The following is a 22,479-nucleotide window of genomic DNA, read 5'->3' as shown; positions in this document are numbered from 1 at the left end:
AACGGCAAACGAGGAAGGGATATGTCTGAATTCGATCTGGTTATCCGCAATGGTCGCATCGCGACCGCCGCCGACATCACCGACTGTGATCTGGCCATAAAAGACGGCCGCATCGTGGCCATGGGCGAGAACATAGGCCCGGGAAAACGGGAAATCGATGCCAGGGGTCTCTGGCTGTTGCCGGGTGGGGTGGATGCCCACTGCCACCTGGACCAACCCATGCCGGAAGGGCTGCGCATGGCCGATGACTTTTATACCGGCACCCGCTCCGCCGCCTGTGGCGGCACCACGACCGTGATGCCCTTTGCCGCCCAGGAAAAAGGCCAGTCGCTCAAGGCGGCGGTAGAGGATTATCACCGCCGCGCCGAGGGCAAGGCGGTGGTCGACTATGCCTTTCACCTGATTGTTACCGACCCCACCGAAACCGTACTCAAGGAAGAGCTGCCGGCGCTGATCCGCCAGGGCTGCACTTCCTTCAAGATTTACATGACCTATGACGATCTCAAGCTCAACGATGGCCAGATCCTCGACGTGCTGGCGCTGGCCCGGGCCGAAGGCGCCATGGCGATGATCCATGCGGAAAACGCCGACTGCATCGGCTGGCTGACCAAGCGCCTGCTCGACGCCGGTCACACCGCCCCCAAATATCATGCGGCCTCCCGCCCCATGCTGGTGGAGCGGGAGGCGACCCACAGGGCCATCGCCCTGTCGGAGCTGGTGGATGTGCCCATTCTGGTGGTGCATGTGTCCGGTGCCGAGGCGGTGGAGCAAATTCGCTGGGCACGAAGCCACGGCATCAGCATCTATGCGGAAACCTGCCCCCAGTACCTGTTTCTTACCGCCGAAGATCTGGGACTGGATGGCTACGAAGGTGCCAAGTGCGTATGCAGCCCGCCGCCACGGGACCAGTCCAATCAGCAGGTGATATGGGATGGCCTGAACGACGGTCTGTTCACCATTTTCTCCTCGGATCATGCGCCGTTTCGTTACGAAGACCCGCAGGGCAAGAAGCCGAACGGCGAAGAAGTGGACTTTCCCTATATCCCCAATGGCATTCCCGGCCTGGAAACCCGGCTGCCGCTGCTGTTCTCGGAAGGGGTCAACACCGGCCGTATCAGCCTCAACAAGTTTGTCGAGCTTACCTCCACCAACCCGGCCAAGCTGTACGGCCTGTATCCGCGCAAGGGCACCATCGCCATCGGCGCCGATGCCGATATCGCCATTTGGGATCCAAAACGGGAAGTCACCATTCGCAACGAAATGCTGCATCACGACGTGGACTACACCCCCTATGAAGGTCGCACCGTCACCGGCTGGCCGGTGATGACCCTGAGCCGCGGCGAGCTGGTCTGGAATGACGGCGCCGTGCTGGGCCGGGCCGGGCAGGGGCGTTTTCTGCCCTGCGGCAAGCCGGACATGGCCAAACCCAGGGTCAGAGGATAAGCCCATGCGACTGCTGCTCGTCAACGCCAACACCAGCCAGAACATCACCGAAAAGTTGGCGATCGAAGCCCGGCTGTCGCTGCCGGCCGACTGGCAACTGAGCACCGCCACCGGCACCTTTGGCGCGGCGGTAATTCAGACGCGTCGCGATTGCGCCATCGCCGAGCATGCCTGTATCGAGGCGGTCGAAGCCCATGTGGCAGACCATGCAGAAGGGTGTGACGCCGTGGTAGTAGGGGTATCACTGGACACCGGCCTGTGGGCCCTACGCGAGTCGCTGACTGTGCCGGTGGTCGGCCTGCTGGAAGCAAGCCTGCTCACCGCCTGCCTGGTCGGTGGCCGCTACGGCCTGGTGGTGATGGGGCCACAAACGGTGCCGCTGTATCGGGAGCTGGTGGAACGACACGGTCTGGCCGCCCGCCTGGCCGGCATCGAGGCCATTGCCGCCGGTGCCCCCGCGGTGCATGCGGCACCGGAACAGTTTGAATTATCTCTTGTCGAGGCCAGCAACCGGCTGGTGGCCGACGGCGCCGAGTGCGTGATTCTGGTCGGCGCCGTGGTGGCCGGTTTGCACCGTCGCCTGCAGAGCCGGGTATCGGTGCCGTTGCTCGACGGCATGGCCTGCGCGGTTAACCAGGCCTGCGGCCTGGCCAGACTCGAATTACCCAGAGCCGAGGCAGACAAGACAGCGCCCGGCTGACGCAAGCAAGGATGACGTAAGCAAGGCTGAAGTTATCAAGAAAGGGGGATTTCCCCATTACAGCAAGTCCATCAAAGGAGTGAGTCATGTCATATAAAAGTGGTCGTCATTTTCTGCAGATCCCCGGCCCGTCACCGGTGCCGGACCGCATTCTGCGCGCCATGGATTATCCGACCATCGATCATCGGGGGCCGGAGTTTGCCGAGCTGGGCAAGGAAGTGCTGGCCGGCATCAAGCGCATCTTCAAGACCGAAAGCCCGGTGGTGATTTACCCGGCCTCGGGCACCGGTGCCTGGGAGGCGGCGCTGGTCAACACCCTGAGCGCCGGCGACAAGGTGCTGATGTGCGAAACCGGTCAGTTCGCCACCCTGTGGCACGAACTGGCCACCAAGCTGGGGCTGGAGGTGGAATTCATCCCCGGTGACTGGCGCCACGGTGCCGATCCGCAGGCCATTGCGACCCATCTGCAGGCCGATACCGGGCACAGCATCAAGGCGGTGTGTGTGGTGCATAACGAAACCTCCACCGGGGTCACCAGCCGGATTGCCGAGGTGCGCCGGGCCATCGACAGCACTCGGCATCCGGCGCTGTTTATGGTCGACACCATCTCCGGGCTGGCTTCCGCCGATTACCGCCACGACGAATGGGGCGTGGACGTCACCGTGTCCGGCTCCCAGAAAGGCCTGATGCTGCCGCCGGGGATCAGCTTCAATGCCTTGAGCGACAAGGCGCTCAGGGCTGCGGAGCTGTCCACACTGCCCAAATCCTACTGGGACTGGCAGCCGATGCTGACCGGCAATGCCACCGGTTATTTTCCCTATACCCCCGCCACCAACCTGCTGTACGGCCTGAAGGAAGCCATCGGCATGCTGGAAGAAGAAGGGCTGGAGCAGGTATTTTCCCGCCACCAGCGCCACGCAGAGGCTACTCGTCGTGCGGTGCGAGCCTGGGGGCTGGAAGTGCTGTGCCTCAACGAGGCTGAGCACAGCCCGGTACTGACCACCGTGCTGCTGCCCGAGGGGCAGGACGCGGATCGATTGCGCAAGGTGATTCTGGAGCGCTTTGACATGTCGCTGGGGGCGGGTCTGGGCAAGCTCAAGGGACGGGTGTTCCGCATCGGCCACCTGGGCGACATCAACGATTTGACCCTGCTCGGCACCCTGGCCGGGGTCGAGATGGGCCTGGCCTGTGCCGGGGTACCGCATCGGAGCGGGGGTGTACAGGCGGCGATGGCCTATCTGTCCGACACCGGCGCCTGATAACGGGCGTCGGTGGTGCCCCGCCGTCGCCATGCTGCGCATGATGCGCACATTATCTTTGTGTTCAAGGAAGGAGTTCCAAGATGAAAAAACTGCTGCTCTCTGCACTGGTCTGTGCCGCCGTGTCGGCCAGCCCCGCCATGGCGGAAGACACCATCAAGCTGAAGGTGATCGGCCAGCCGCTGGCCACCGGGCTGATTCAGAAAAACAAGGAACAGCCGTTCTTCGAAACCCTGGCCGAAAAAACCGGCCTGCCGCTCAAGGTGAACTATAAGCCGCTGGACACCACGGGTATCAAGGACGTGGAGCAGCTACGGGTGCTCAAGTCGGGCATGTTCGATCTGGTGTCGCTGCGCATGTCGCAGATCTCCCGCGACGAGCCGACCATCCTCGGCCTGGATCTGGTGGGGCTGAGCCCGGATTTTGCTCAGGGCCGCCAGGTGGCCGACGCCTACAAGGAGACGGTAGACAAGCGGCTGCAGGAACGTTTCAACACCAAGCTGCTGGGTGTCTGGCCCTTCGGCCCCCAGGTGATGTTCTGTAACCATCCGATTGAGAGCCTGAGTGATGTGAAAGGCCTGAAGGTACGGGTCTATGACCAGAACCTGGCCCAGTTTGTCGAGTCGGTGGGCGGTATTCCGGTGCCCATCGGTTTCGGCGACGTACACCAGAGTCTGGCGCTGGGCGTGATTGAGTGCGCCATTACCGGCCCCAGCTCGGCCAACTCCGCCGGCTGGCCCGAGGTGACCACCCACGTGCTGCCGCTGGGCTTCCAGATGGCGCTCAATGGCTACGGTATCAACCTCAAGGCCTGGAACAAGCTGACGCCGGATCAGCAGGTGACGCTGCAGACCGCCTTCGACGGGCTGATTGATGAAATCTGGGCTTATTCCGAGGAGCTGTTCGAGGATGCCGGACGCTGCAACGTGGGCGGCGCGCCCTGCACTACCGGCAACAAGTTCGACCTGGTCGAGGTGCCGGTGACCGAGCAGGATCTGAGCATTGTCGCCAATACGGTGAAAGAAGTGTCTTTCCCGACCTGGGCGGAAGTCTGTAACAAGACCAACCCCGAATGCGCCAGCGACTGGAAGCGCGATGTCGGCGCCATTGCCGGCATGTAATGCTGCATTCAAGCGGGGGCCTAGCCCCCGCTGTTCATGCGGCGACAAGGAGGTATCTGATGAAACGAATTGAATATATGGCCAGCATGGTGTTTGGGGGAATTTTCCTCCTGTTGTCTGTGCTGGTGGTGACCGAAACCCTGTTACGCAAGTTTTTCAACGTGTCGTTGCAGGGGGTGGATGAGCTGGGCGGTTACGCCCTGGCGGCGGGAGCCACCCTGTCCTTTACCCTGGCGCTGTTGGGTCGTGCCCATATGCGCATCGACATCTTTCACGAGAAGTTCCCCAAATCATTACAGACCCTGTTCAACTGGCTGTCGGCCACCTTGATGGCCTTGTTCGGCCTGTTTCTGTTCTGGGTCTGCCTGCAAATCGTGCTGGAAACCCTGGATTACGGCAGCACGGCACAAACTCCCTGGGCCACACCGCTCAAGTACCCTCAGGGCGTCTGGCTGGCCGGTTTGACCGTGTTTGCATTTACCGCAACCATCTATGGCCTGCGGGCAACCTGGTTGTTGCTCAGCGGCCGCAGCGCTCAACTCAATGAAGAGTTTCATCCCAAGGGCGTCAGTGAAGAACTGAAAGAAGAACTGGAAGATTTCAAACACCGTCAACAGGCAAGCGGCACCGTCGAAGAAGTATCGCTATCCGCTAGTGTCTCCGGGCAGCCGGTCAGGGAGGGAACCCTATGAGTTTATCCGTGGTATTTGTCGGCTTTTTCGCCATGCTGGGGCTCTTGCTGCTGGGCATGCCCATCGCCGTCAGCATGGCCTTGATCGGGGTGATTGGCGGGGTCATGGTGTTCGGCATGCCGTTCGTAGACTCCATCGGCTCCGTGGTCTGGAGCGTGCACAACGAGGCGATTCTTACCGCCATTCCGCTGTTCATCATGCTGGGCGAACTGCTGCTGCGCAGCGGTATCGCCGACAAGATGTATCTGGCGATGGCGGCCTGGCTGGGGCGCCTGCCCGGTGGCCTGCTGCACACCAACATCGGCTCCTGTGCCCTGTTTGCCGCTACATCCGGCTCCTCGGTTGCCACCGCCGCCACCATCGGTACCGTGGCGTTACCCTCACTCAACGAACGTCAGTATTCCATGCGCCAGTCGCTGGGCAGCCTGGCGGCGGGCGGCACCCTGGGCATTCTGATCCCACCCAGCGTCAACATGCTGATCTACGGTTCCCTGACCAGCAATTCCATCGGCAAGCTGTTCATGGCCGGCCTGATCCCCGGCATTCTGCTCAGCCTGTCGTTCATGGTCTATATCGGTATTTCCAACATGGGCAGGGGCGGCAAGCGCGAAGAGGTGATTACCCTGCGTGAAAAGCTGCGCATGTCCCGCTTTCTGATCCCGCCCGCGGTGGTGTTCGGCATCGTCATGGGCAGTATCTACATGGGCATCGCCACCGCCACCGAATCGGCGGCACTTGGTGTGATGACAGCGCTGTTCTTCTCCTGGCGCGCCGGCCGCCTGAACATGAAGTTTCTGCAGGAAAGCTTCATCCAGACCGCCCGCATCACCGGCATGATATTGCTGATCATTACCGCGGCTTTCGTGCTCAACCTGACCATCAGCCTCACCGGGGTGGTGGACGAACTGACCGACTGGGTGACCTCGTTCGGGCTGAGCACCACCGGCCTGCTGCTGGTACTGATCCTGTTCTACCTGGCATTGGGCATGTTCATGGACGTGCTGTCGATGCAGGTGCTGACCATTCCCATCACCTATCCGATCGTCACCGCCCTGGGCGTGGACCCCATCTGGTACGGTGTGTTTGTGGTACTGATGTGCGAGCTGGCGTTGATCACCCCGCCGGTAGGCATGAACCTGTTCGTGGTGCAGAGTGTGCGTAAAGACGGCGGCAATATTCAGGATGTCATGTGGGGCGTGTTGCCGTTCATGTTGATCATGATGCTGTTTACCCTGTCACTGATGGCCTTTCCGGAGATTGCCCTATGGCTGCCCAACATGATGAGCTGATGAAGTCCGGCTGGCGCCTGGGCGCCGGCGAACTGGCGGCGGCCTTTGCCGCCGGCACCCTGACCCCGCTGGCGGTGTGGCAGGACTGCGATGCACGCATTCGAGCGCTCAACCCCGAACTCAATGCGCTGATTGCCTCCAACCCCGAGGCCGAAGCGGCGGCCGAGGCCAGCACCCGACGCTGGCAACAAGGCCGCCCGCTGAGCCCGCTCGACGGGGTGCCGGTGACCATAAAAGACAACCTCAACGTGGCCGGTCTGGCCACGACCTGGGGCAACAAGGCCCTGGCCGACCGGCCGGCCGAGTCCGATGAACTGTCGGTGGCTCGTTGTCGCCGGGCCGGCATGGTGATCCTGGGCAAGACCAATGTGCCCGAGTTCACCCTGGAGGGCTATACCGACAATCCGCTGTTCGGGGTAACCCGCAATCCCTGGAATACCGCCCTGACTCCGGGCGGCTCCAGCGGCGGCGGTGTGGCTTCGGTGGCCGCCGGTTTTGCGCCGCTGGCCATCGGGACCGACGGCGGCGGCTCCATCCGCCGGCCGGCGTCCCACACCGGCCTGGTGGGGTTCAAACCCTCCATCGGCGCCGTGGCCCGGGTCAACAGCCTGCCCCAGGTGATGCTGGACTTCGAAGTCATCGGTCCCATCGGCCGCTCGGTGGCCGATACCGCCACCCTGTTCAACATCATGGCGGGGGAGGATGCGCGGGATCGCAAGTCGCTGCGGGTCGCTCAGGGCCGGGTCGACTGCACCATAGGGCCGGAACGGTTGCGTATTTTGTATGTGCCTCGCTTCGGCGACCATCCGCTGGACCCGCACATTGCCGCCAGTGTCGCCGGTGCCGCCGCCGTGCTGCGCGGCCGGGGGCACGAGGTAACGGAAGGCGAGTTGCCGTTCAGCCTGGACTTTGTCGACGGTTTCTGGCCCATGCTGGGCGCGGTGGCGGTGGCGGCGCTGTTCGAGCGCTATCCCGAGGCCGAGCCGGTGGCGGCGGAGAAATTCCGCGCCCAGGCGGCCCGGGGCCGCGACATAGCGGCGGCGAGCTACCTCAATGCCATTGATGATATCGATGCTTTTCGCCGCCTGGTGAGTGCCGCCTTCGATCAGGTGGACGTGATCATGACCCCTTCGGCGGCGGCGCTGCCCTGGCCGGCGGAGCAGGGCTACCCTACCGAAATCGACGGCCGGCAAGTCGGCCCCCGAGGTCATGCCATCTACACCGGCTGGGTCAATGCCTGCGGCCACCCGGCCATCAATCTGCCGTCGGCCCCAGCCGGGCAGGGGCTGCCCATCGGCTTTCAGCTGGTGGGTAACTTCGGTGACGATGAACTGTTGTTCAGACTGGCGGCCGAGTATGAAGCCGCCGCCGGGGCGGGCTGGCAATGGCCCGGTGAAACCACAACTAACTTCGATGCCAGGCAATAACTGCATGGAAAGCATTCAACAGATGGAGAACAGTCAATGACCTCAGTAAACACCGGCGTGACCGACGCCGTGACCCTGCTGCACGGGGCCTATCAGGCGGCAGAACAGTTCGAGGCGCTGCCGGCAAGCTGCGCACCGCAGACGGTAGCCGAGGCCTATGCCATTCAGGACGGGCTGGCCCGCAAGCTCTGGCTCGAACAGGGGCTGCGTACCTCCAGCTGGAAAGTGGGGGCGCCCCGGCCGGGAGTTGCCCCCTACAGCGCGCCCATTCCTCCCCAGCGGGTGCATGACAGCGGTGCCCTGGTCGACACCGGCGTCTTTCACATGATCGGCATCGAGGGCGAGCTGGCGTTTCGTTTGGGCCGCTCGCTGTCCTCCCGGGCCGTCTTGTATACGGAGCAGGAAGTCAAAGACGCCATCGGCGAGCTGTGCGTGACCATAGAGCTGGTGGATACGCGGTTGCAGGACTGGCAGCAGGCCGGCGAGCTGTGGCGGCTGGCCGATAACCAGATCAACGGCGCCCTGGTGGTGGGCAGCGGTGTGACCGACTGGCAGAACATAGAGCTTGGCAAGCAGCCGGTGATACTGCGCTTCAACGGCGTCGAGCAGGCCAACAAGGTGGGTGGTCATCCGTTGGCTGATCCCACCCTGATCCTGACGGAAGCGGTCAATCATCTGGTGGCGCGCAACGGTGGCCTGCAGGAGGGAGATTTGATCACCGCCGGCACCTGGACCGGCATGATCTTCGTCGAGCCGGGTACCGAGGTGGAAGTGATCTTCCCCGGTATCGGCGAAGCTCGGGTTCTCCTCGGCGAATAAAGGAGCCGCATCATCGTCTGGTTATTCCCACTGGGGCTGTGTCTGGCGTTCGGCGCCGCCCTGCTGTTGCCGGCCCCCGGCATCTGGCTGAACCAGCTGGGGCTCTTGCCCTGGCTGGTGGCGCTGATCTTCCTGATGAACGGTCTGCAGACGTCGCTGCGGCAGTTGCGGCCGGAGCCGGGCTTTGGCCGCACCCTGTTGAGCGGTGCGCTGATAAGCCTGTTGCTGTCGCCGCTGTTGGGCTGGCTGGTGTATGCCTTCGGCGGGCTGGACGAGAGCCTGCGTCTGGGGCCGCTGGTGATGTCGATGGTGCCGCCGACCCTGTCGTCCTGCGTGGTGCTGACCCGCATCACCGGGGGCAAGGCCGGCTGGTCGCTGTTCATGACCCTGGGGCTGAACTTCCTCGGTATCGTCACCATTCCCTTCATGCTCAGCCTGCTGGTGGGGGGAGAGCTGGCTCTTTCGCCCTGGCCCATGCTGGTGACCCTGCTCAAGATAGTGTTGCTGCCCTTTATCGTCGGCATGCTGTTGCGACAGTGGCGCCCGGCACTGGGAGGCCTGTTCTGGTTGGGGCAGGTATCGACCCTGAGCGTGATTGTGACTTCCTGGGTTACCCTGTCGGCCAGCGGGCAGGCGCTGTATCAGCTCTCGGCCGGTGCCTTGCTCGAGCTATCGGTCTGGTCTGTGTTGTTGCATGCGACCCTGTTACTGCTGTGTGTGCTGGGCGGCCGCCTGTTGCGGCTGGCGCTGGCGGAGCGGCGGGCGCTGATGTTTACCACGTCCCAGAAAACCATGCCGGTGGCGGTGAGCGTGCTGGTGGGGCTGGGTTCCAGCAGCGGGGCGGCGGTGGTCAGTTGCATTCTGTTTCACTTTCTGCAGATGCTGTTCGACTCCCTGCTGGCCTCCCGCATCCAGCGGCGGCAAAGGCAGCCGGCTGCGCTTGAAGAAGCGACTTAGCCGGAAGAGGAGGACGGCGATAGTGTATCCATAAAGGTGTCCAGCACCAGATTGGCTCTGCGGCTACGGGCGGTGATGGCACAAAAACGGGTAGTGAAGCCGGCATTGTCCGGCTGCAAGGCCCGCACTCGGCCGCGCTCCACCCAGGGGCGGGCGTAGTGATCCGGCAGGTAGCCGAGATAACAGCCGGTGAGCAGCAGAAACATGATGCCTTCTCTATCATTGGCCTGCGCGCCCTGCGGATGACGGTGATACAGCGCCTGCGCTTCGGCGGGCTGGGCGAAGCTGGGCACCACTACCTCGTGGTCGGTCAGTGTTATGGTTTTGTCGCTCGCATAAAATAGCGAGTGTCCGGTGGCGCAATAGAGGCTGGAGCTTTCTTCATAGAGTGGCAGATAATCCAGCCCCGGCAGCTCGCGCACCCGGGGCACCACGCCGATATTGAGCCGGCCGTCGAGCACACCGATTTCGATATCATCCGACGGCTGCATGTGAATGTTGATCTTCACCTCCGGCCCCCGGGCCTTGAGCGCGGCCAGGCCGTGGGTGATTTTCATACCCGGGTGGCTGACCAGGTTATCGGTAATGCCGATGGCCAGGGTGCCGCGCAGGTGCCGGTGCAGATCGTTGATTTCGGCCTTGAAGTGGTCGATGGCGCCCACCAGCCGATCGCTGGCTTCCAGTACCCGTCGCCCTTCGTCGGTGAGGGCAAAACCGGCCCGACCGCGCTGACACAGCTTGAACCCCAGCCGGCTTTCCAGATCCGCCATCTGCATGCTGATCGCCGCCCGACTGATGCCCAGGCTCACTTCCGCCGCCGAAAAGCCGCCGCAGGCCGCCACGGTACGAAATACCTTCAACAGTTTCAGCTCGAAATCACTGACCTGATTCAGCAGCGGCTGCCTTGCTTGCTCCATGGTTTCTCCTTGTGTCTCTCATTGCCTGCGACGTCACCCCGAGTCTCTGCTCATGCCTCAACCCCGTAGGCGCCCATTTATGTGGCGCAATCCTTCATGCGACCCGGTGCCTGCCGGCATGGCGCCATAATCTGAGCATGCTGTGTCGTCTGTATTGCCTTGCGCTGCAAGCCTGCCGGCTAAAGTGGCGGCGACACGGCAGCATCGAGCTGCTCAATGTTGAGCGACGTTTATAGCGGCGAATGAAAGTTAAGTAAATACTGAACTGAAGTTCACAAAGTTTACATTTAACCTTTTGGTAACAGATTGCATTATCCGGTTATCGCGTGGCGTCCATGAGGCGCTGGCATGTAACAGGGATACAGGGAGCCGTGATGAACAGCATGATTGACTTATCATCCACCGCCGAGGCCAGGGCCCGGCAGTTGAATCTGGATGCCTTCTGGATGCCGTTTTCCGGCAACCGGGCCTTCAAGTCCGCCCCCCGACTGATTGCCGGGGCCGAGGGGGCCTGGTTTACCGACACCCGGGGCAACAAGCTGTTTGACAGCCTCTCGGGCCTCTGGTGTACCGGGTTGGGCCATAAACACCCCAAAATCAACGAGGCCATCACCCATCAGCTGAGTACCCTGGATTATGCCCCGGGTTTTCAGGTGGGGCATCCGCTGGCCTTCGAGCTGGCCGAGCGACTGGCCAGGCTGGCACCGGCGGATCTTAATCGGGTGTTCTTCACCAACTCCGGCTCCGAATGCGCGGACACGGCGCTGAAAATGGCCCGCGCCTACTGGCGTGCCAGGGGCAAGCCGGAAAAAACCAGGCTGATCGGTCGGGCCCGGGGCTACCACGGGGTCAACATGGGCGGCACCAGCCTGGGGGGCATAGGTGGCAACCGCAAGCACTATGGCCAATTGATGGATGCGGATCACCTGCCTCATACCCTGCTGACCGAAAACGCCTTCAGCAAGGGGCAGCCCGAGCATGGCGCCGGGCTGGCGGATCATCTGCTGCAGCTGATTGAGCTGCACGATGCCTCCAACATCGCCGCCGTGATTGTCGAGCCAATGGCGGGATCTGCCGGGGTGATAGTGCCACCGGTGGGTTACCTGCAACGGTTGCGCGAGTTGTGCGACCGGCACGATATTCTGCTGATTTTCGACGAGGTGATCACCGGCTTCGGGCGTATGGGCGCCATGTTCGGTGCCGAGGCGTTTGGCGTGGTGCCCGACATCATGAACCTGGCCAAACAGCTCACCAACGGGATCATCCCCATGGGGGCGGTGATCGCCAAGGATCATATCTATCAGGCCTTCATGGATCAGCCAGGCCCCGATTATATGGTGGAATTTCCGCACGGCTATACCTATTCAGGGCATCCGGTGGCCTGCGCCGCCGCCATGGCCTCGCTCGATGTGCTCATTGATGAAGACATGCCGGGCCGGGTACGCGGCCTGATGCCGGTGTTCGAGGAACAGATCCACCGTCTGAAAGGGCTGCCTCATGTGGTGGACATCCGTAACTGTGGCCTGGCCGGCGCGGTGCAACTGGCGCCCTGTCCGGGGGAGCCGGCTCGTCGCCCGATGGAGCTGGCACTCAGCCTGTGGCAGCAGGGCTACTATGTGCGTTTTGGCGGCGATACCCTGCAGTTTGGCCCCCCCTTCATTTCCACCCCGGACGAGCTGGAGCAGCTGTTCAACGCCGTGCACGGCACCCTCAAGGCTCAGGTTTGAATATGACGCCGGAGATAGCCCGATGTAGCAGCCGCATTGGCTGGCAGGCCTTGCCGCGCAAGGCAGTACCAACGACACATGACGCTATACCTGCAGGCACCGAATTGCCTGCAGATTTGCGCCGCATAAATGGGCGCCTACTGGAGTCATTTTCGAGCAGGGGTGCAACATCCTGCTCGTTTCAATCTATTCGCATAACAAGCAAAAGGACCACAAGATGAACACCATTCCTCACCTGATCAATGGCGAACGCCACCACAGTACCCCTACCCTGGACGTGTATAACCCGTCCACCGGCCAGGTGTGCCGCCAGCTTTGCATGGGCGACCAAAGCCTGGTGGCCGAAGCGGTGGCCGTTGCCAGGGCGGCGTTTCCGGCCTGGCGCGATACGCCGCCGGCCAAGCGGGCGCGGGTGATGTTCCGCTTCAAGCAGTTGCTGGAAGAGCGGGCCGATGATATCTGCGCCCTGATCAGCGAAGAGCACGGCAAGACGCTGGAAGACGCCCGGGGTGAGCTGCAGCGGGGCATCGAAAACGTGGAATACGCCTGTGGCGTGCCCGAGCTGCTGAAAGGCGACTACACCCGTAATGTGGGCCCCAGTATCGATGCCTGGTCCGACTTTCAGCCGCTGGGCGTGGTGGCCGGCATCACGCCGTTCAACTTTCCGGCCATGGTGCCGCTGTGGATGCTGCCCATGGCCATCGCCTGCGGTAACTGCTTTATTCTCAAGCCGTCGGAAAAAGATCCCGGCTCTTCGTTGCTGATTGCCCAACTGCTGGAAGAGGCCGGTCTGCCCAAGGGGGTGATTGGCGTGGTGCACGGCAACAAGACGGTGGTCGATGCCTTGCTGGCCCACAAGGATGTCAAGGCCATCAGCTTTGTCGGCTCCACCCCGGTAGCGGAATACATCTATGCCCAGGGCACCGCCAACGGCAAACGGGTGCAGGCACTGGGGGGCGCCAAGAATCATGCGGTGCTGATGCCCGATGCGGATCTGGACAACGCCGTGAGTGCCCTGATGGGCGCCGCCTATGGGTCTTGTGGTGAACGCTGCATGGCCATTTCGGTGGTGGTGTGCGTGGGCGATGCGGTGGCCGATGCGCTGATCGCCAGGCTGGAGCCTCAGATCCGCGCCCTGAAAGTCGGCCCCGGCACCCAAAGCGGCCAGGACATGGGCCCGGTGATCAGTCGTGAGCATCTGATCAAAATAGAAGGCTACATCGGCGCCGGGCTAGAGCAGGGGGCGGCGCTCACCGTCGACGGCCGGGGCCTGACGGTTCCCGGCCATGAAGGGGGCTACTTCCTCGGTGGCTGCCTGTTTGACCGGGTCACCCCGGAGATGAGTATCTACCGGGAAGAGATCTTCGGCCCCGTGCTGTGCGTGGTTCGGGTCAACAGCCTGGAAGCCGCTATCGAGCTTATCAACGGCCACGAATACGGCAACGGCACCTGCATTTTCACCCGCGACGGTGAGGCCGCCCGGTTGTTTGGCGATGAAATCGAAGTGGGCATGGTCGGCATCAATGTGCCGCTGCCGGTACCGGTTTCCTACCACAGTTTCGGCGGCTGGAAACGCTCGTTGTTCGGTGATCTGTCCGCCTACGGACCCGACTCGGTACGCTTCTATACCCGCCGCAAGACCATCACCCAGCGCTGGCCCGAACGCGCCAGCCATCAGGCCTCGGACTTCGCCTTTCCGAGTATGTAGGACCTGAGTGGTGAAGAGTGAGGGACATGGCGGCCGTAGGATCCAGTTTATTGGACCGATCCAAGCCGCCGTCTTCATATATACCGACCTGAAGGACCTTTTCTTGGCTGCGGCAAGCTGTCACAATATGCGCCTCTTGGGGGAGTAATCGTTCGGCGCCGGCCGAAACCATCGTCAACAATCTCTAAGCCGAAGGCTTATGGTGGTGGTGTCCTGTTGGATTGATGAGACCTGAGTCAGACCTATTTCCGGGCGGGATCTGGGTCTTTCTCTGGTATTCAAGATCCCGCCCTGAAGAGTCTTTATGCTACCCACTGCTGTTAAAACCCTGGTCACCACCTGCTTTGCTCCGGCGGGAGGTGTCTCATGCTGATGTCTGTTGCCGCCATTGTTCTCGGCCTTGCCGTACTGGTGTGGAGTGCCGACCGCTTTGTAGACGGCGCCTCGGCCACGGCCAGATATGCGGGCATGCCGCCCTTGCTGATTGGTATGGTGATTGTCGGTTTCGGCACCTCGGCGCCGGAAATCGTGGTGTCGATTATCTCTGCGCTGGAAGGCAATCCGGGCCTGGCTCTGGGTAACGGTTATGGCTCCAACATCGCCAATATCGGCCTTATTCTTGGTGTTACCGCCCTGATCAGCCCGATTTTGGTGCATTCCCAGGTGCTGCGCAAAGAGTTGCCGATACTGCTGCTGATCACTCTGCTGTCGTTGGCGCTGGTGTGGAATGGCACTATTACCCGGCTGGATGCCGGTATGCTGCTCGGCGTCTTTGTGTTGCTGATGGGCTGGAGCATCAAGCAGGGCATGAGTAACGGCAACGACAGCATGACCGGTGAGGAGGTAAAGGAGCTGAATGATAACCTGATGAGCCTGAAACAGGCTATCTTCTGGCTGCTGGCCGGCTTGCTGCTGCTGATTGTCAGCTCTCGTATCCTGGTATGGGGCGCGGTGAATATCGCTCACTCTTTTGGGGTGAGCGACCTGATCATCGGCCTGACCATAGTGGCCATCGGCACCTCGCTGCCGGAGCTGGCGTCGTCCATTGCCGCCATTCGCAAGAATCAGCACGATCTGGCCATCGGCAACGTCATCGGTTCCAACCTGTTCAACACCCTGGCGGTAGTAGGCCTGGCGGGCATTATCCATCCGATGGAGGTGGCGTCCGAGGTGATCAGCCGTGACTTCATGGTGATGGGGGGCCTGACCCTGTCGTTGTTTGTGCTGGGCTACGGCTTCGGGGGCCGTCAGGGGCGCGTCAATCGTTATGAAGGCGCCCTGCTGCTGGCGGTGTACGTTTGTTACACCGGCTGGCTGGCTCGGGGCGTACTCGTCGCCGGCTGAGCCGGTACCCGACTATGGCTGAATACAAGCACCAACCTGTCATGGGGCGGTGCTTTTTTGTGTGTGTCGACGGAAACTTCCCGGGCTTACGCAGGTTGGGCTGACGCCGATCTGCCCTGGGTAGCAGACCGACCACGCCCAAGCTGCAGCTTATACACCCGAATTCAGATTGAAGATTCACCTGGAAATCAAAACTACTTGATCAATTTTATGATATTTGTTCTCATTCGCGCCTTTCTTTAGGTTTTGAATGTTGAAACGGACTTAACACCATGCTACCCAAACCTCACCCCCTTGCTCTTTCCGTGGCATTGGCCTGCGGCCTGCCAATGCTGGCCCAGGCCGATGCAGTTTTTACTCTGGACGATGTTCTGGTGGAAGCCGAGCTGTACAAGAGCTATGCGGAGTACGCGCCCACTTCCGGTACCAAAACCGACCTTCCCTGGCAGCAGGTGCCCCAGTCGGTGTCGGTGGTGTCCAGTGCCGAAATGCAGGACAAGGGCGCCATTCGGCTGGTGGATGCGCTGGAGGGCGTAGCCGGGGTCAACAACACCCTGGGGGAGGGCAGCCGGGATCAGTTCGTGATCCGGGGCTTTGATGCCCTCAACGACACCTATCGTGACGGCCTGCGCGACGATGGCGGCTTTCAGACCTTTCGCAGCCTGGCCAACATAGAGCGGGTGGAAGTGGTAAAGGGGCCGGCCGGCGCCCTCTATGGCCGAGGCTCGGCCGGCGGTATCATCAACCTTATCAGCAAGAGGGCCGACGGTCGCAAGGTACTGGATGTGAACCTCGGCGCCGGCAGCGAAGGTCGTTTCGGCAGCCGGCTGGACGCGGGGGGGAATCTGACCGATTCGCTGAACGGGCGTATCAACCTTGAGCTGCGGCAAGGCGACAGCTATGTAAACGAAGTGGACTACAGCGATTACTTTATCGCCCCCACGGTGCGCTGGGAGCCGGGCGAGCGGCAGACTCTGGATCTGGATCTGGAATTACTGCATCAGGAAGTAACGCCTTATCGCGGCGTGCCCTCGGTAAACGGCAAGCCGGTAGATGTGCCGGTAGAAACCTACTACGGTGCGCGCAACGATTTTCAGGAGGCCGACAGCCAGCGGCTGGCGCTTACCCACAAGGTGGCTCTGGCCGACAGCTGGGAGTGGGTTAACCGCGCCGCCTATAACCGTATTACCCTGCAGCAAAAGGGCACCCGCAACGCGAATGTGAACGGTAACCGCCTGGAGCAGACGGTTAACAATTTCGGCTTCGATCCCCAGACCAGCGCTACCCTGCAATCGGAGCTGACCTGGAACACCGAGCATAACCAGTTGCTGATGGGGGTGGATTACAACGAATTTGAACGTGATTTTACCCTGGCCACCATCAAGAAAGATCAGGTGCCGACACAGGACTTGCTTAACCCGGAAGGCAGAAACACCGACAACCCCGGTTTTGCCCCGTTCAGACAAAACAGCACCGACTCTCTGGGACTCTATGCGCAGAATGTGGTGACTCTCGGGCCCTGGTCGGTGCTGGGCGGGGTGCGCTACGACCGCATGGAGCTGGAACAGCAATTCAAGGGTACAACAAGCAGCAACGAGGATGAAAAGCTGAGTCCTCGCCTGGGCCTGGTGTACACCCTGAGTGATGAACTGTCGTTTTACGGCAGTTGGGGCCGCTCCTGGCAATTGCCCTACGGCGGTATTTACGTCAACCCCAGGTTGGCCGAATTCTACCGTACCGACCTGCTCGAGCTGGGGATGAAATCCTACCTGTTCGAAGACCGGCTGATGTTGCACGGCGCCCTGTTCCGCATCGACCAGCAGCAGCCCGAAACCAACGATAACGGCGAGATCACCGCCCGCAACGAGTTTCGTCATGAGGGTCTGGAGCTGGAAGCCCGGGGCCAGATCACCGATGCCTGGAATATTGCCGCCGGCTACAGCTATCTGGAGGCGAAAGACCGGGAAACCGGCTACCGGCCCAATGATGTGTCCGACCATTTGTTTTCCCTGTGGACCAGCTATCAGACTGACTTTGGCCTGAAACTGGGCGGCGGCGTCAAGTACGTGGGCAATCGCTTCGCAGGCAACAACGAGGCCGTGACCCTGGGGGATTACACCAAGGTAGACCTGATGGCCGCCTACAGCTGGCAGCAGCATCATACCCTGCAGCTGAATCTGGATAACGTGCTCAACGAAAAATACATACTGGGTACCACCTCCGGTGGCAGCGGTGCACATCAGCTGGGCTATGGCGCCCCGACTCAATGGATGCTGAGCTACCGTTACCAGCTTTGATCCATCTTGTACGCAGGCGTTGAACCACAGTACCAGGCGGGGCGTCGGTGGCACCCCGCAGATCTGGACGCCATACAGCACCCATTCCCTGGCCTATGCCCGGCTGATCCCGCCGGGCTGAGCCTCTACCTCCCCCAACGACATTCCTCATACTCGACCAAGGTCTGGTGTACCTTTTTGTCGGGGTTTGCTAAGGTCGCCGGCTTTACCGGTGCTGCAACAGTACCTTTTGTCTATTCGGCCCTTTGTAATCTATCTATGGGGTCATTTAACGGACTATTAGACGATCATGTGGAATATATTGAAAATCGCCAGTGCATTCATTGGCATTATCGTAGGGGCCGGATTCGCTTCCGGTCAGGAAGTGCTGCAGTACTTCACCAGCTTCGGTTACCTGGGAACCGCCGCCGCCGTGGTGGCCACGGCCCTGTTCGCCTATCTGGGCATGATGCTCACCCTGTTGGGTAGTCGCACCGGTACCCGTTCCCATAAAACCGTGGTGTATCAGATCAGCGGTCGTTACATCGGCGTGATCGTGGATTACGTGATCATCTTTACCCTGTTCGGGGTAGGGGTGGTGATGATTGCCGGCGCCGGCTCGTTGGTTAACCAGCAGTTCGGGCTGGATGCCTACATCGGCAGCGTACTGATGACATTGCTGATGGGGGCGACGGTGCTGATGAACGTGCAGCGCGTCGTGGCCCTGATCGGCAGTATTACTCCCTTTCTGGTGCTGGCGCTGGTGTTGAGCTGCATATACAGCCTGGCCACCATGGATCGCACCTTTGCCGAATTGGCACCCATTGCCGAAAGCGTAGAATCCACCTTGCCGCACTGGCTGGTGTCTGCGGTCAACTATGTGTCGTTCAACATCGCCGTGGGGGCTGCCATGTCACTGGTGATGGGGGGCGCCGAGAAAAACGAAAACATCGCCAAATGGGGCGGCCTGCTCGGCGGCGCCGGGGTGGGGGTGCTGATCATGATCAGCCACCTGGCCATGTTCTCGCAAATCGACAACATTGCCGGTTATGCCCTGCCACTGCTTAAAATCATCGACGGTATTTCACCCTGGCTGGCGAAAGGCATGGCCTTTGTGCTGTTTGGCATGATTTTCAGCACAGGTGCCAGCATGTTTTATGCCTTTGTCGCCCGTTTTGTGGAAATGCGTACTCCGGCCGCCAACCGCTTTGCCCTTATCACCCTGGCAGTGGGTTTTGTGGCCAGCTTTGCCGGCTTTACCCAACTGGTTGCCTTCTTCTACCCCTTGATCGGCTACCTGGGCCTGTTCCTGGTGGGCGCGCTTATTTACGCCCCCTTCAAGCTCAAGCGGGATGCCCGCCAGCCGGTTAGGGCACCGGCGGCTCGCGGCACCGATTAAGAGAACGGCCGAACACTGAGCCGAGAAGACAAAAGCCGCCATCAACAGATGGCGGCTTTTGTCTTCGCTATTCGATGCGTTACCTTATGCTGCCGCTACCCATACCCGGAATCCGGGCTTTCCTGCCACTCAGCCTGGCCAGCATGAAGTAAGCCACCCGTAACAATCCCATGAGTAGTGGGCCAAAGAGCCAAAGCAGCCAGCTGCCAAGGTAAAGCGCCGGAATCAACAGCAAGAGCCACCCCGCAAACTGCACGGCCGGCACGGGGTAACCCAGCACATCCGCGACACCCGCGAACAGGTCACTGACAAGGCTGGGGTGGGTCATCACCAGGTAGCCGGCACCAATAACCAGGGGCCACTTCGCATAGCGGGCACCGCTCAGCACCATGCGCCCGCCCTGACTTGCCCGGGCAGCCAGGGCCGCCGAGCGGGCACTTCGGCCGGCACCCTGAGTGGTGACTGCTGCCGCACGCCCCATGCGCAACACTTTTACGGCACTGGTTAATACCAGCACATCGACCGATGCCCAGCCGATATCCCCTGCTGTGAGCTCTTCACCGGCGCGGTATTTGGTTTCCAGGCGCCGGATGCCGCCGGTAAAAAACTGGTTCAGACCTTCCAGCATGCGTTCGGTCACTATCCACCGGGTTTCACCCTGGGTATCCACCACAAACTGGCCGAGAAAGTCATGGCCTTCATGCTTGATGAAGTTGACGGCATACCAGCCGCGCTCTTCCGGCGAAAGCGTCTGATGCCGGCCCTGGGTTGAGATCGGGCTTGTGGTGTTGGCCCCTTCCGGGGAAGCGCTAAAGTACTGCTTGATGGCCTGGTAGCCTTGGTTGGCCTGGTTTATCAGCTCGATGCTGTGGATGGGGTGGCTCAGAAAATGATGGATAGGTGGCAGAATCGTTTCACCGTAGCGCAGCAGAATTTCCTGAAATTCAGGCTCCTGGCCGTAGAGAAAAAACACCCTGCGGGCCATGCCCGGATAACGAACAAACGCCGCCTGCGCTTTCACCAGCAGCAGCGGGTTATCGGTCAGATCCAGCAGCACGGCCTGAACCTCGACCGGTTCTTCCTCAATATCGGAAAACCCCTGCAGCACATCGCCGGCCTGAATCTGTATCAGTCTCTGCTCAATGGGAACCGGGCGGCTAACCACACTGAACACCGTTGCCAGCAGCAGGGCCAGGCCACAAATCAAAAATAGCTTCTTCACGGGATCACCACTCAGGACGACTCAACAGCCAAGGGTATATCCGGTTTGTTCCGAGTCTACAACCGTTAACTGCATCTGATTTGAGAATATAGCGGTGAGCTTTGTGGCCAGTTTGCCGGTTTTCCCAGCTGGTCGCATTGTTTTACCCGCTGATCGGCTATCTGAGCCTGTTTCTGGTGGGCGCTAATCTACGCTCCCTTCAAACTTAAGCGGGGCGCTAGCCAGCCCAGTATGGAGCAGGGAGTTCACAGCAACGATTAAGTGAAAGCTCGAATACTGAGCCGTACTGATAAAAATCCGCCATCTGTAGATGGAGAGTTTTTTCATATTGAGAGCTTAGCCGAGGAGCTCTGTAGTTGGTATGGCATTAAATAGAGCAAAGAGGGGAGAGTTCAGAATAAATGTGTTCCCCTCTCTGGTTGGTCAAGTATTGAACAGTGGGTTAGGCAACGATCGTCGATAATGATCAGATAATTTTCTGTTAGCCCTTTAACTATTGGCCGCTTTTAGATTCAATAGGCTACTCTTCCAAAATTACATTATTTTTAGGGCTATCACGTGAGTGGACTCATTCTCAGAAAGGCCCTTGGGGTCTTGGCTAAATCTTCATCATTTTCGGTTAAAACTTCATCGGATCGCCGACCAGATGTTTACGATGAGTTGAAGGATTATCTCTACGTTAAACCAGAGATTGAACTGGATTTTGAGAAAAACCTCAGATCTCTTCAGCCTGGGGAGTGTCTTTTTCTCTGTGGAAGTAGTGGTGACGGCAAATCAGAAATTTTATCTCGTAATGTTGAGCAATATAAACACCGCTTCAACTTCCACCTTGATGCGACCCACAGCTTTGCGCCCCACCAGTCGGCCATAGAAGCGCTGGATGAGCTTTTTGATCGCAGTGGTCAAGGACACCCCCCTCTGGTTGTCGGGATCAACATTGGCATGCTGGCCAATTTTGCGAAGGCAGGGGATGAACGGCATGCTGAGCTGAGAGCTGTGATCGAACGTTTCTTGACGGAAGGAATACGTACAGAAGGGCCCTATCATTTTCTGGATTTTGAGTCATACCCGAAGTTTCGCTTCGACGACGAATCCGGCTGTTATTCCGGCTTTATGCGTCAACTACTTAAGCGTTTAACTCAGCAAAGTGATGAGAACCTGTTCCATATTATCGCGCAGCGAGATGAGCAACAGCAGCGTGATGCTCGTTTAACGACCAACTTCAGGCTGCTTGCCGATGAAAGCATCCAAGATATCATCATCACTACCTTGTTCAAGACTCGGTTGATCAAGGATCAATTCATCACCACCCGAGCCTTGTTGGATTTTTTGCATCAGATACTGGTGGGTGAAAATTATCTGTTCGATAACTTATTTATGGGGCGGGAGAACGAACTGAGTTTGCGCATTGCCGAGTTTGATCCCGCTCTGATCCACACCCAAGCTATTGACCAGTTTGTTTTACGCTATGAGTTGTCTTTGCCAGATCCTAAGCTGGATGATTATTTGGCCGAGCTTGCCTCGTTAGGCATTGTTTTTACTGAACCCAGGTCGACGCCAGGGCAAGCAGCATCGCTTATTCGCCTTTTTTACCTACTCAAAAATAATGATCTAGGTAATAACTATCATCATCAGTTTAGATCCAATTTTGAGGAGCAATTGCTGGAACACTATGCCAGTGTTTGGCTACAACATGAGCAATACAGTGGCGCAAGTGAGATCCAGAGTACATTGCGTGCCTTTTATACGAAGGAGCTCATTCCCGCCATCTTTAAATACGCGAATCGCAATGCGCCTGAGTTGTCCAAGCGTGAACTATTTCTAGGGCAGTTTGGACCCTGTAAGGTGGCAGCTCCCATTGACCTAAAAGCGGATTTTAAAGTCATACAATCTCAAAATGTCGAGAAGTACGACTATTTCTGTGTCTACCTCAAGGTCAGCGACCAAGCGCTCAAGCCGATGGATATCAACCTGAATTTGTTTGAATTGATCTGCAAGCTCAATAGTGGTTATCGACCCAACAAGTACGACAAAAACGCCATTATTTTACTTGATGAAATGGTTGAACAGGTCCGAACCGTCGCTAAAATCAGCCCAACACTCAAGTATTACGAGGGAGGGGATAGCTATCTCCTAGAGCAGGATGATGACATGATTATCGTGGAGGGAGCCGTCTGAT

The 22,479-nt window shown here is 59.6% G+C and carries 17 protein-coding genes; 15 read left to right on the top strand and 2 right to left on the bottom strand.

Annotation, left to right across the window (positions count from 1 at the left end; translation table 11 throughout):
* Positions 1-21 precede the first annotated feature (21 nt).
* From hydA to ACLEIV_RS15330, 9 genes are all read left to right on the top strand, one after another.
* A complete protein-coding gene (hydA, locus tag ACLEIV_RS15370) occupies positions 22-1,443 on the top strand; it encodes a dihydropyrimidinase (RefSeq protein WP_410457509.1) in 1,422 nt (473 codons plus the stop codon).
* 4 nt (positions 1,444-1,447) lie between these two features.
* A complete protein-coding gene (locus ACLEIV_RS15365; RefSeq protein WP_410457508.1) occupies positions 1,448-2,143 on the top strand; it encodes an aspartate/glutamate racemase family protein in 696 nt (231 codons plus the stop codon).
* An 86-nt stretch (positions 2,144-2,229) separates the two neighbouring features.
* On the top strand, positions 2,230-3,402 hold the full coding sequence (locus ACLEIV_RS15360; RefSeq protein ID WP_410457507.1) for a pyridoxal-phosphate-dependent aminotransferase family protein: 1,173 nt from the start codon (positions 2,230-2,232) through the stop codon (positions 3,400-3,402).
* A gap of 83 nt (positions 3,403-3,485) precedes the next feature.
* Positions 3,486-4,523, top strand: coding sequence for a TRAP transporter substrate-binding protein (locus ACLEIV_RS15355; RefSeq protein ID WP_410457506.1), 1,038 nt, complete (start codon positions 3,486-3,488; stop codon positions 4,521-4,523).
* A gap of 59 nt (positions 4,524-4,582) precedes the next feature.
* Complete coding sequence (locus ACLEIV_RS15350) at positions 4,583-5,215, top strand: TRAP transporter small permease subunit (RefSeq protein WP_410457505.1); 633 nt, start codon at positions 4,583-4,585, stop codon at positions 5,213-5,215.
* The gene (locus ACLEIV_RS15345; protein ID WP_410457504.1) at positions 5,212-6,504 is read left to right on the top strand and encodes a TRAP transporter large permease; all 1,293 of its coding nucleotides are present in this window, start codon (positions 5,212-5,214) and stop codon (positions 6,502-6,504) included. The genes ACLEIV_RS15350 and ACLEIV_RS15345 overlap by 4 nt, the downstream gene beginning before the upstream one ends.
* Entirely contained in the window at positions 6,480-7,931 is a 1,452-nt protein-coding gene (locus tag ACLEIV_RS15340; protein WP_410457503.1) for an amidase, read from the top strand. The genes ACLEIV_RS15345 and ACLEIV_RS15340 overlap by 25 nt, the downstream gene beginning before the upstream one ends.
* A 36-nt stretch (positions 7,932-7,967) precedes the next feature.
* A complete protein-coding gene (locus tag ACLEIV_RS15335) occupies positions 7,968-8,750 on the top strand; it encodes a 2-keto-4-pentenoate hydratase (protein WP_410457502.1) in 783 nt (260 codons plus the stop codon).
* Positions 8,751-8,759: 9 nt separating this feature from the next.
* Complete coding sequence (locus tag ACLEIV_RS15330) at positions 8,760-9,707, top strand: bile acid:sodium symporter family protein (RefSeq protein ID WP_410457535.1); 948 nt, start codon at positions 8,760-8,762, stop codon at positions 9,705-9,707.
* On the opposite strand, the gene ACLEIV_RS15325 is transcribed toward ACLEIV_RS15330, so the two are convergent.
* A complete protein-coding gene (locus ACLEIV_RS15325) occupies positions 9,704-10,624 on the bottom strand; it encodes a LysR family transcriptional regulator (RefSeq protein WP_410457501.1) in 921 nt (306 codons plus the stop codon). The genes ACLEIV_RS15330 and ACLEIV_RS15325 overlap by 4 nt on opposite strands.
* Before the next feature lie 374 nt (positions 10,625-10,998).
* Here ACLEIV_RS15325 and aptA point away from each other — a divergent pair, with 374 nt between their 5' ends.
* The 5 genes from aptA to ACLEIV_RS15300 all read left to right on the top strand — a co-directional run bounded on the left by aptA (position 10,999) and on the right by ACLEIV_RS15300 (position 19,078).
* Complete coding sequence (gene aptA, locus ACLEIV_RS15320; RefSeq protein ID WP_410457500.1) at positions 10,999-12,351, top strand: omega-aminotransferase AptA; 1,353 nt, start codon at positions 10,999-11,001, stop codon at positions 12,349-12,351.
* Positions 12,352-12,568: 217 nt separating this feature from the next.
* Positions 12,569-14,059 (top strand): CoA-acylating methylmalonate-semialdehyde dehydrogenase, encoded by a 1,491-nt coding sequence (locus tag ACLEIV_RS15315; protein ID WP_410457499.1) that lies wholly within the window; start codon positions 12,569-12,571, stop codon positions 14,057-14,059.
* A 366-nt stretch (positions 14,060-14,425) separates the two neighbouring features.
* On the top strand, positions 14,426-15,403 hold the full coding sequence (locus ACLEIV_RS15310) for a calcium/sodium antiporter (RefSeq protein WP_410457498.1): 978 nt from the start codon (positions 14,426-14,428) through the stop codon (positions 15,401-15,403).
* A 272-nt stretch (positions 15,404-15,675) separates the two neighbouring features.
* A complete protein-coding gene (locus ACLEIV_RS15305) occupies positions 15,676-17,700 on the top strand; it encodes a TonB-dependent receptor (RefSeq protein ID WP_410457497.1) in 2,025 nt (674 codons plus the stop codon).
* A 289-nt stretch (positions 17,701-17,989) separates the two neighbouring features.
* Positions 17,990-19,078: a YkvI family membrane protein gene (locus ACLEIV_RS15300; RefSeq protein ID WP_410457496.1), complete on the top strand. Its 1,089-nt coding sequence runs from the start codon at positions 17,990-17,992 to the stop codon at positions 19,076-19,078.
* Positions 19,079-19,157: 79 nt separating this feature from the next.
* Here the strand turns inward: ACLEIV_RS15300 and ACLEIV_RS15295 are convergent, their stop codons facing one another.
* Positions 19,158-20,300, bottom strand: a complete 1,143-nt coding sequence (locus ACLEIV_RS15295; protein ID WP_410457495.1) for a hypothetical protein — start codon at positions 20,298-20,300, stop codon at positions 19,158-19,160.
* 594 nt (positions 20,301-20,894) lie between these two features.
* Here ACLEIV_RS15295 and dptF point away from each other — a divergent pair.
* Positions 20,895-22,478: a DNA phosphorothioation-dependent restriction protein DptF gene (gene dptF, locus ACLEIV_RS15290; protein ID WP_410457494.1), complete on the top strand. Its 1,584-nt coding sequence runs from the start codon at positions 20,895-20,897 to the stop codon at positions 22,476-22,478.
* The last annotated feature ends 1 nt before the right edge of the window (position 22,479 follow it).

It is taken from the genome of Oceanisphaera submarina, from assembly GCF_046521305.1.
Classification (GTDB): Bacteria; Pseudomonadota; Gammaproteobacteria; order Enterobacterales; family Aeromonadaceae; genus Oceanimonas; species Oceanimonas submarina.
The sequence above is the reverse complement of the archived record's forward strand: the minus strand, read 5'-3'. Positions and strand labels throughout refer to the sequence as shown.

What these genes read in the sequence shown, in the direction of transcription:
- hydA (WP_410457509.1), top strand. Translation starts at nt 22, where the DNA reads ATGTCTGAATTCGATCTGGTTATCCGCAATGGTCGCATCGCGACCGCC.
- ACLEIV_RS15365 (WP_410457508.1), top strand. Translation starts at nt 1,448, where the DNA reads ATGCGACTGCTGCTCGTCAACGCCAACACCAGCCAGAACATCACCGAA.
- ACLEIV_RS15360 (WP_410457507.1), top strand. Translation starts at nt 2,230, where the DNA reads ATGTCATATAAAAGTGGTCGTCATTTTCTGCAGATCCCCGGCCCGTCA.
- ACLEIV_RS15355 (WP_410457506.1), top strand. Translation starts at nt 3,486, where the DNA reads ATGAAAAAACTGCTGCTCTCTGCACTGGTCTGTGCCGCCGTGTCGGCC.
- ACLEIV_RS15350 (WP_410457505.1), top strand. Translation starts at nt 4,583, where the DNA reads ATGAAACGAATTGAATATATGGCCAGCATGGTGTTTGGGGGAATTTTC.
- ACLEIV_RS15345 (WP_410457504.1), top strand. Translation starts at nt 5,212, where the DNA reads ATGAGTTTATCCGTGGTATTTGTCGGCTTTTTCGCCATGCTGGGGCTC.
- ACLEIV_RS15340 (WP_410457503.1), top strand. Translation starts at nt 6,480, where the DNA reads ATGGCTGCCCAACATGATGAGCTGATGAAGTCCGGCTGGCGCCTGGGC.
- ACLEIV_RS15335 (WP_410457502.1), top strand. Translation starts at nt 7,968, where the DNA reads ATGACCTCAGTAAACACCGGCGTGACCGACGCCGTGACCCTGCTGCAC.
- ACLEIV_RS15325 (WP_410457501.1), bottom strand. Translation starts at nt 10,624, where the DNA reads ATGGAGCAAGCAAGGCAGCCGCTGCTGAATCAGGTCAGTGATTTCGAG.
- aptA (WP_410457500.1), top strand. Translation starts at nt 10,999, where the DNA reads ATGAACAGCATGATTGACTTATCATCCACCGCCGAGGCCAGGGCCCGG.
- ACLEIV_RS15315 (WP_410457499.1), top strand. Translation starts at nt 12,569, where the DNA reads ATGAACACCATTCCTCACCTGATCAATGGCGAACGCCACCACAGTACC.
- ACLEIV_RS15310 (WP_410457498.1), top strand. Translation starts at nt 14,426, where the DNA reads ATGCTGATGTCTGTTGCCGCCATTGTTCTCGGCCTTGCCGTACTGGTG.
- ACLEIV_RS15305 (WP_410457497.1), top strand. Translation starts at nt 15,676, where the DNA reads ATGCTACCCAAACCTCACCCCCTTGCTCTTTCCGTGGCATTGGCCTGC.
- ACLEIV_RS15300 (WP_410457496.1), top strand. Translation starts at nt 17,990, where the DNA reads ATGTGGAATATATTGAAAATCGCCAGTGCATTCATTGGCATTATCGTA.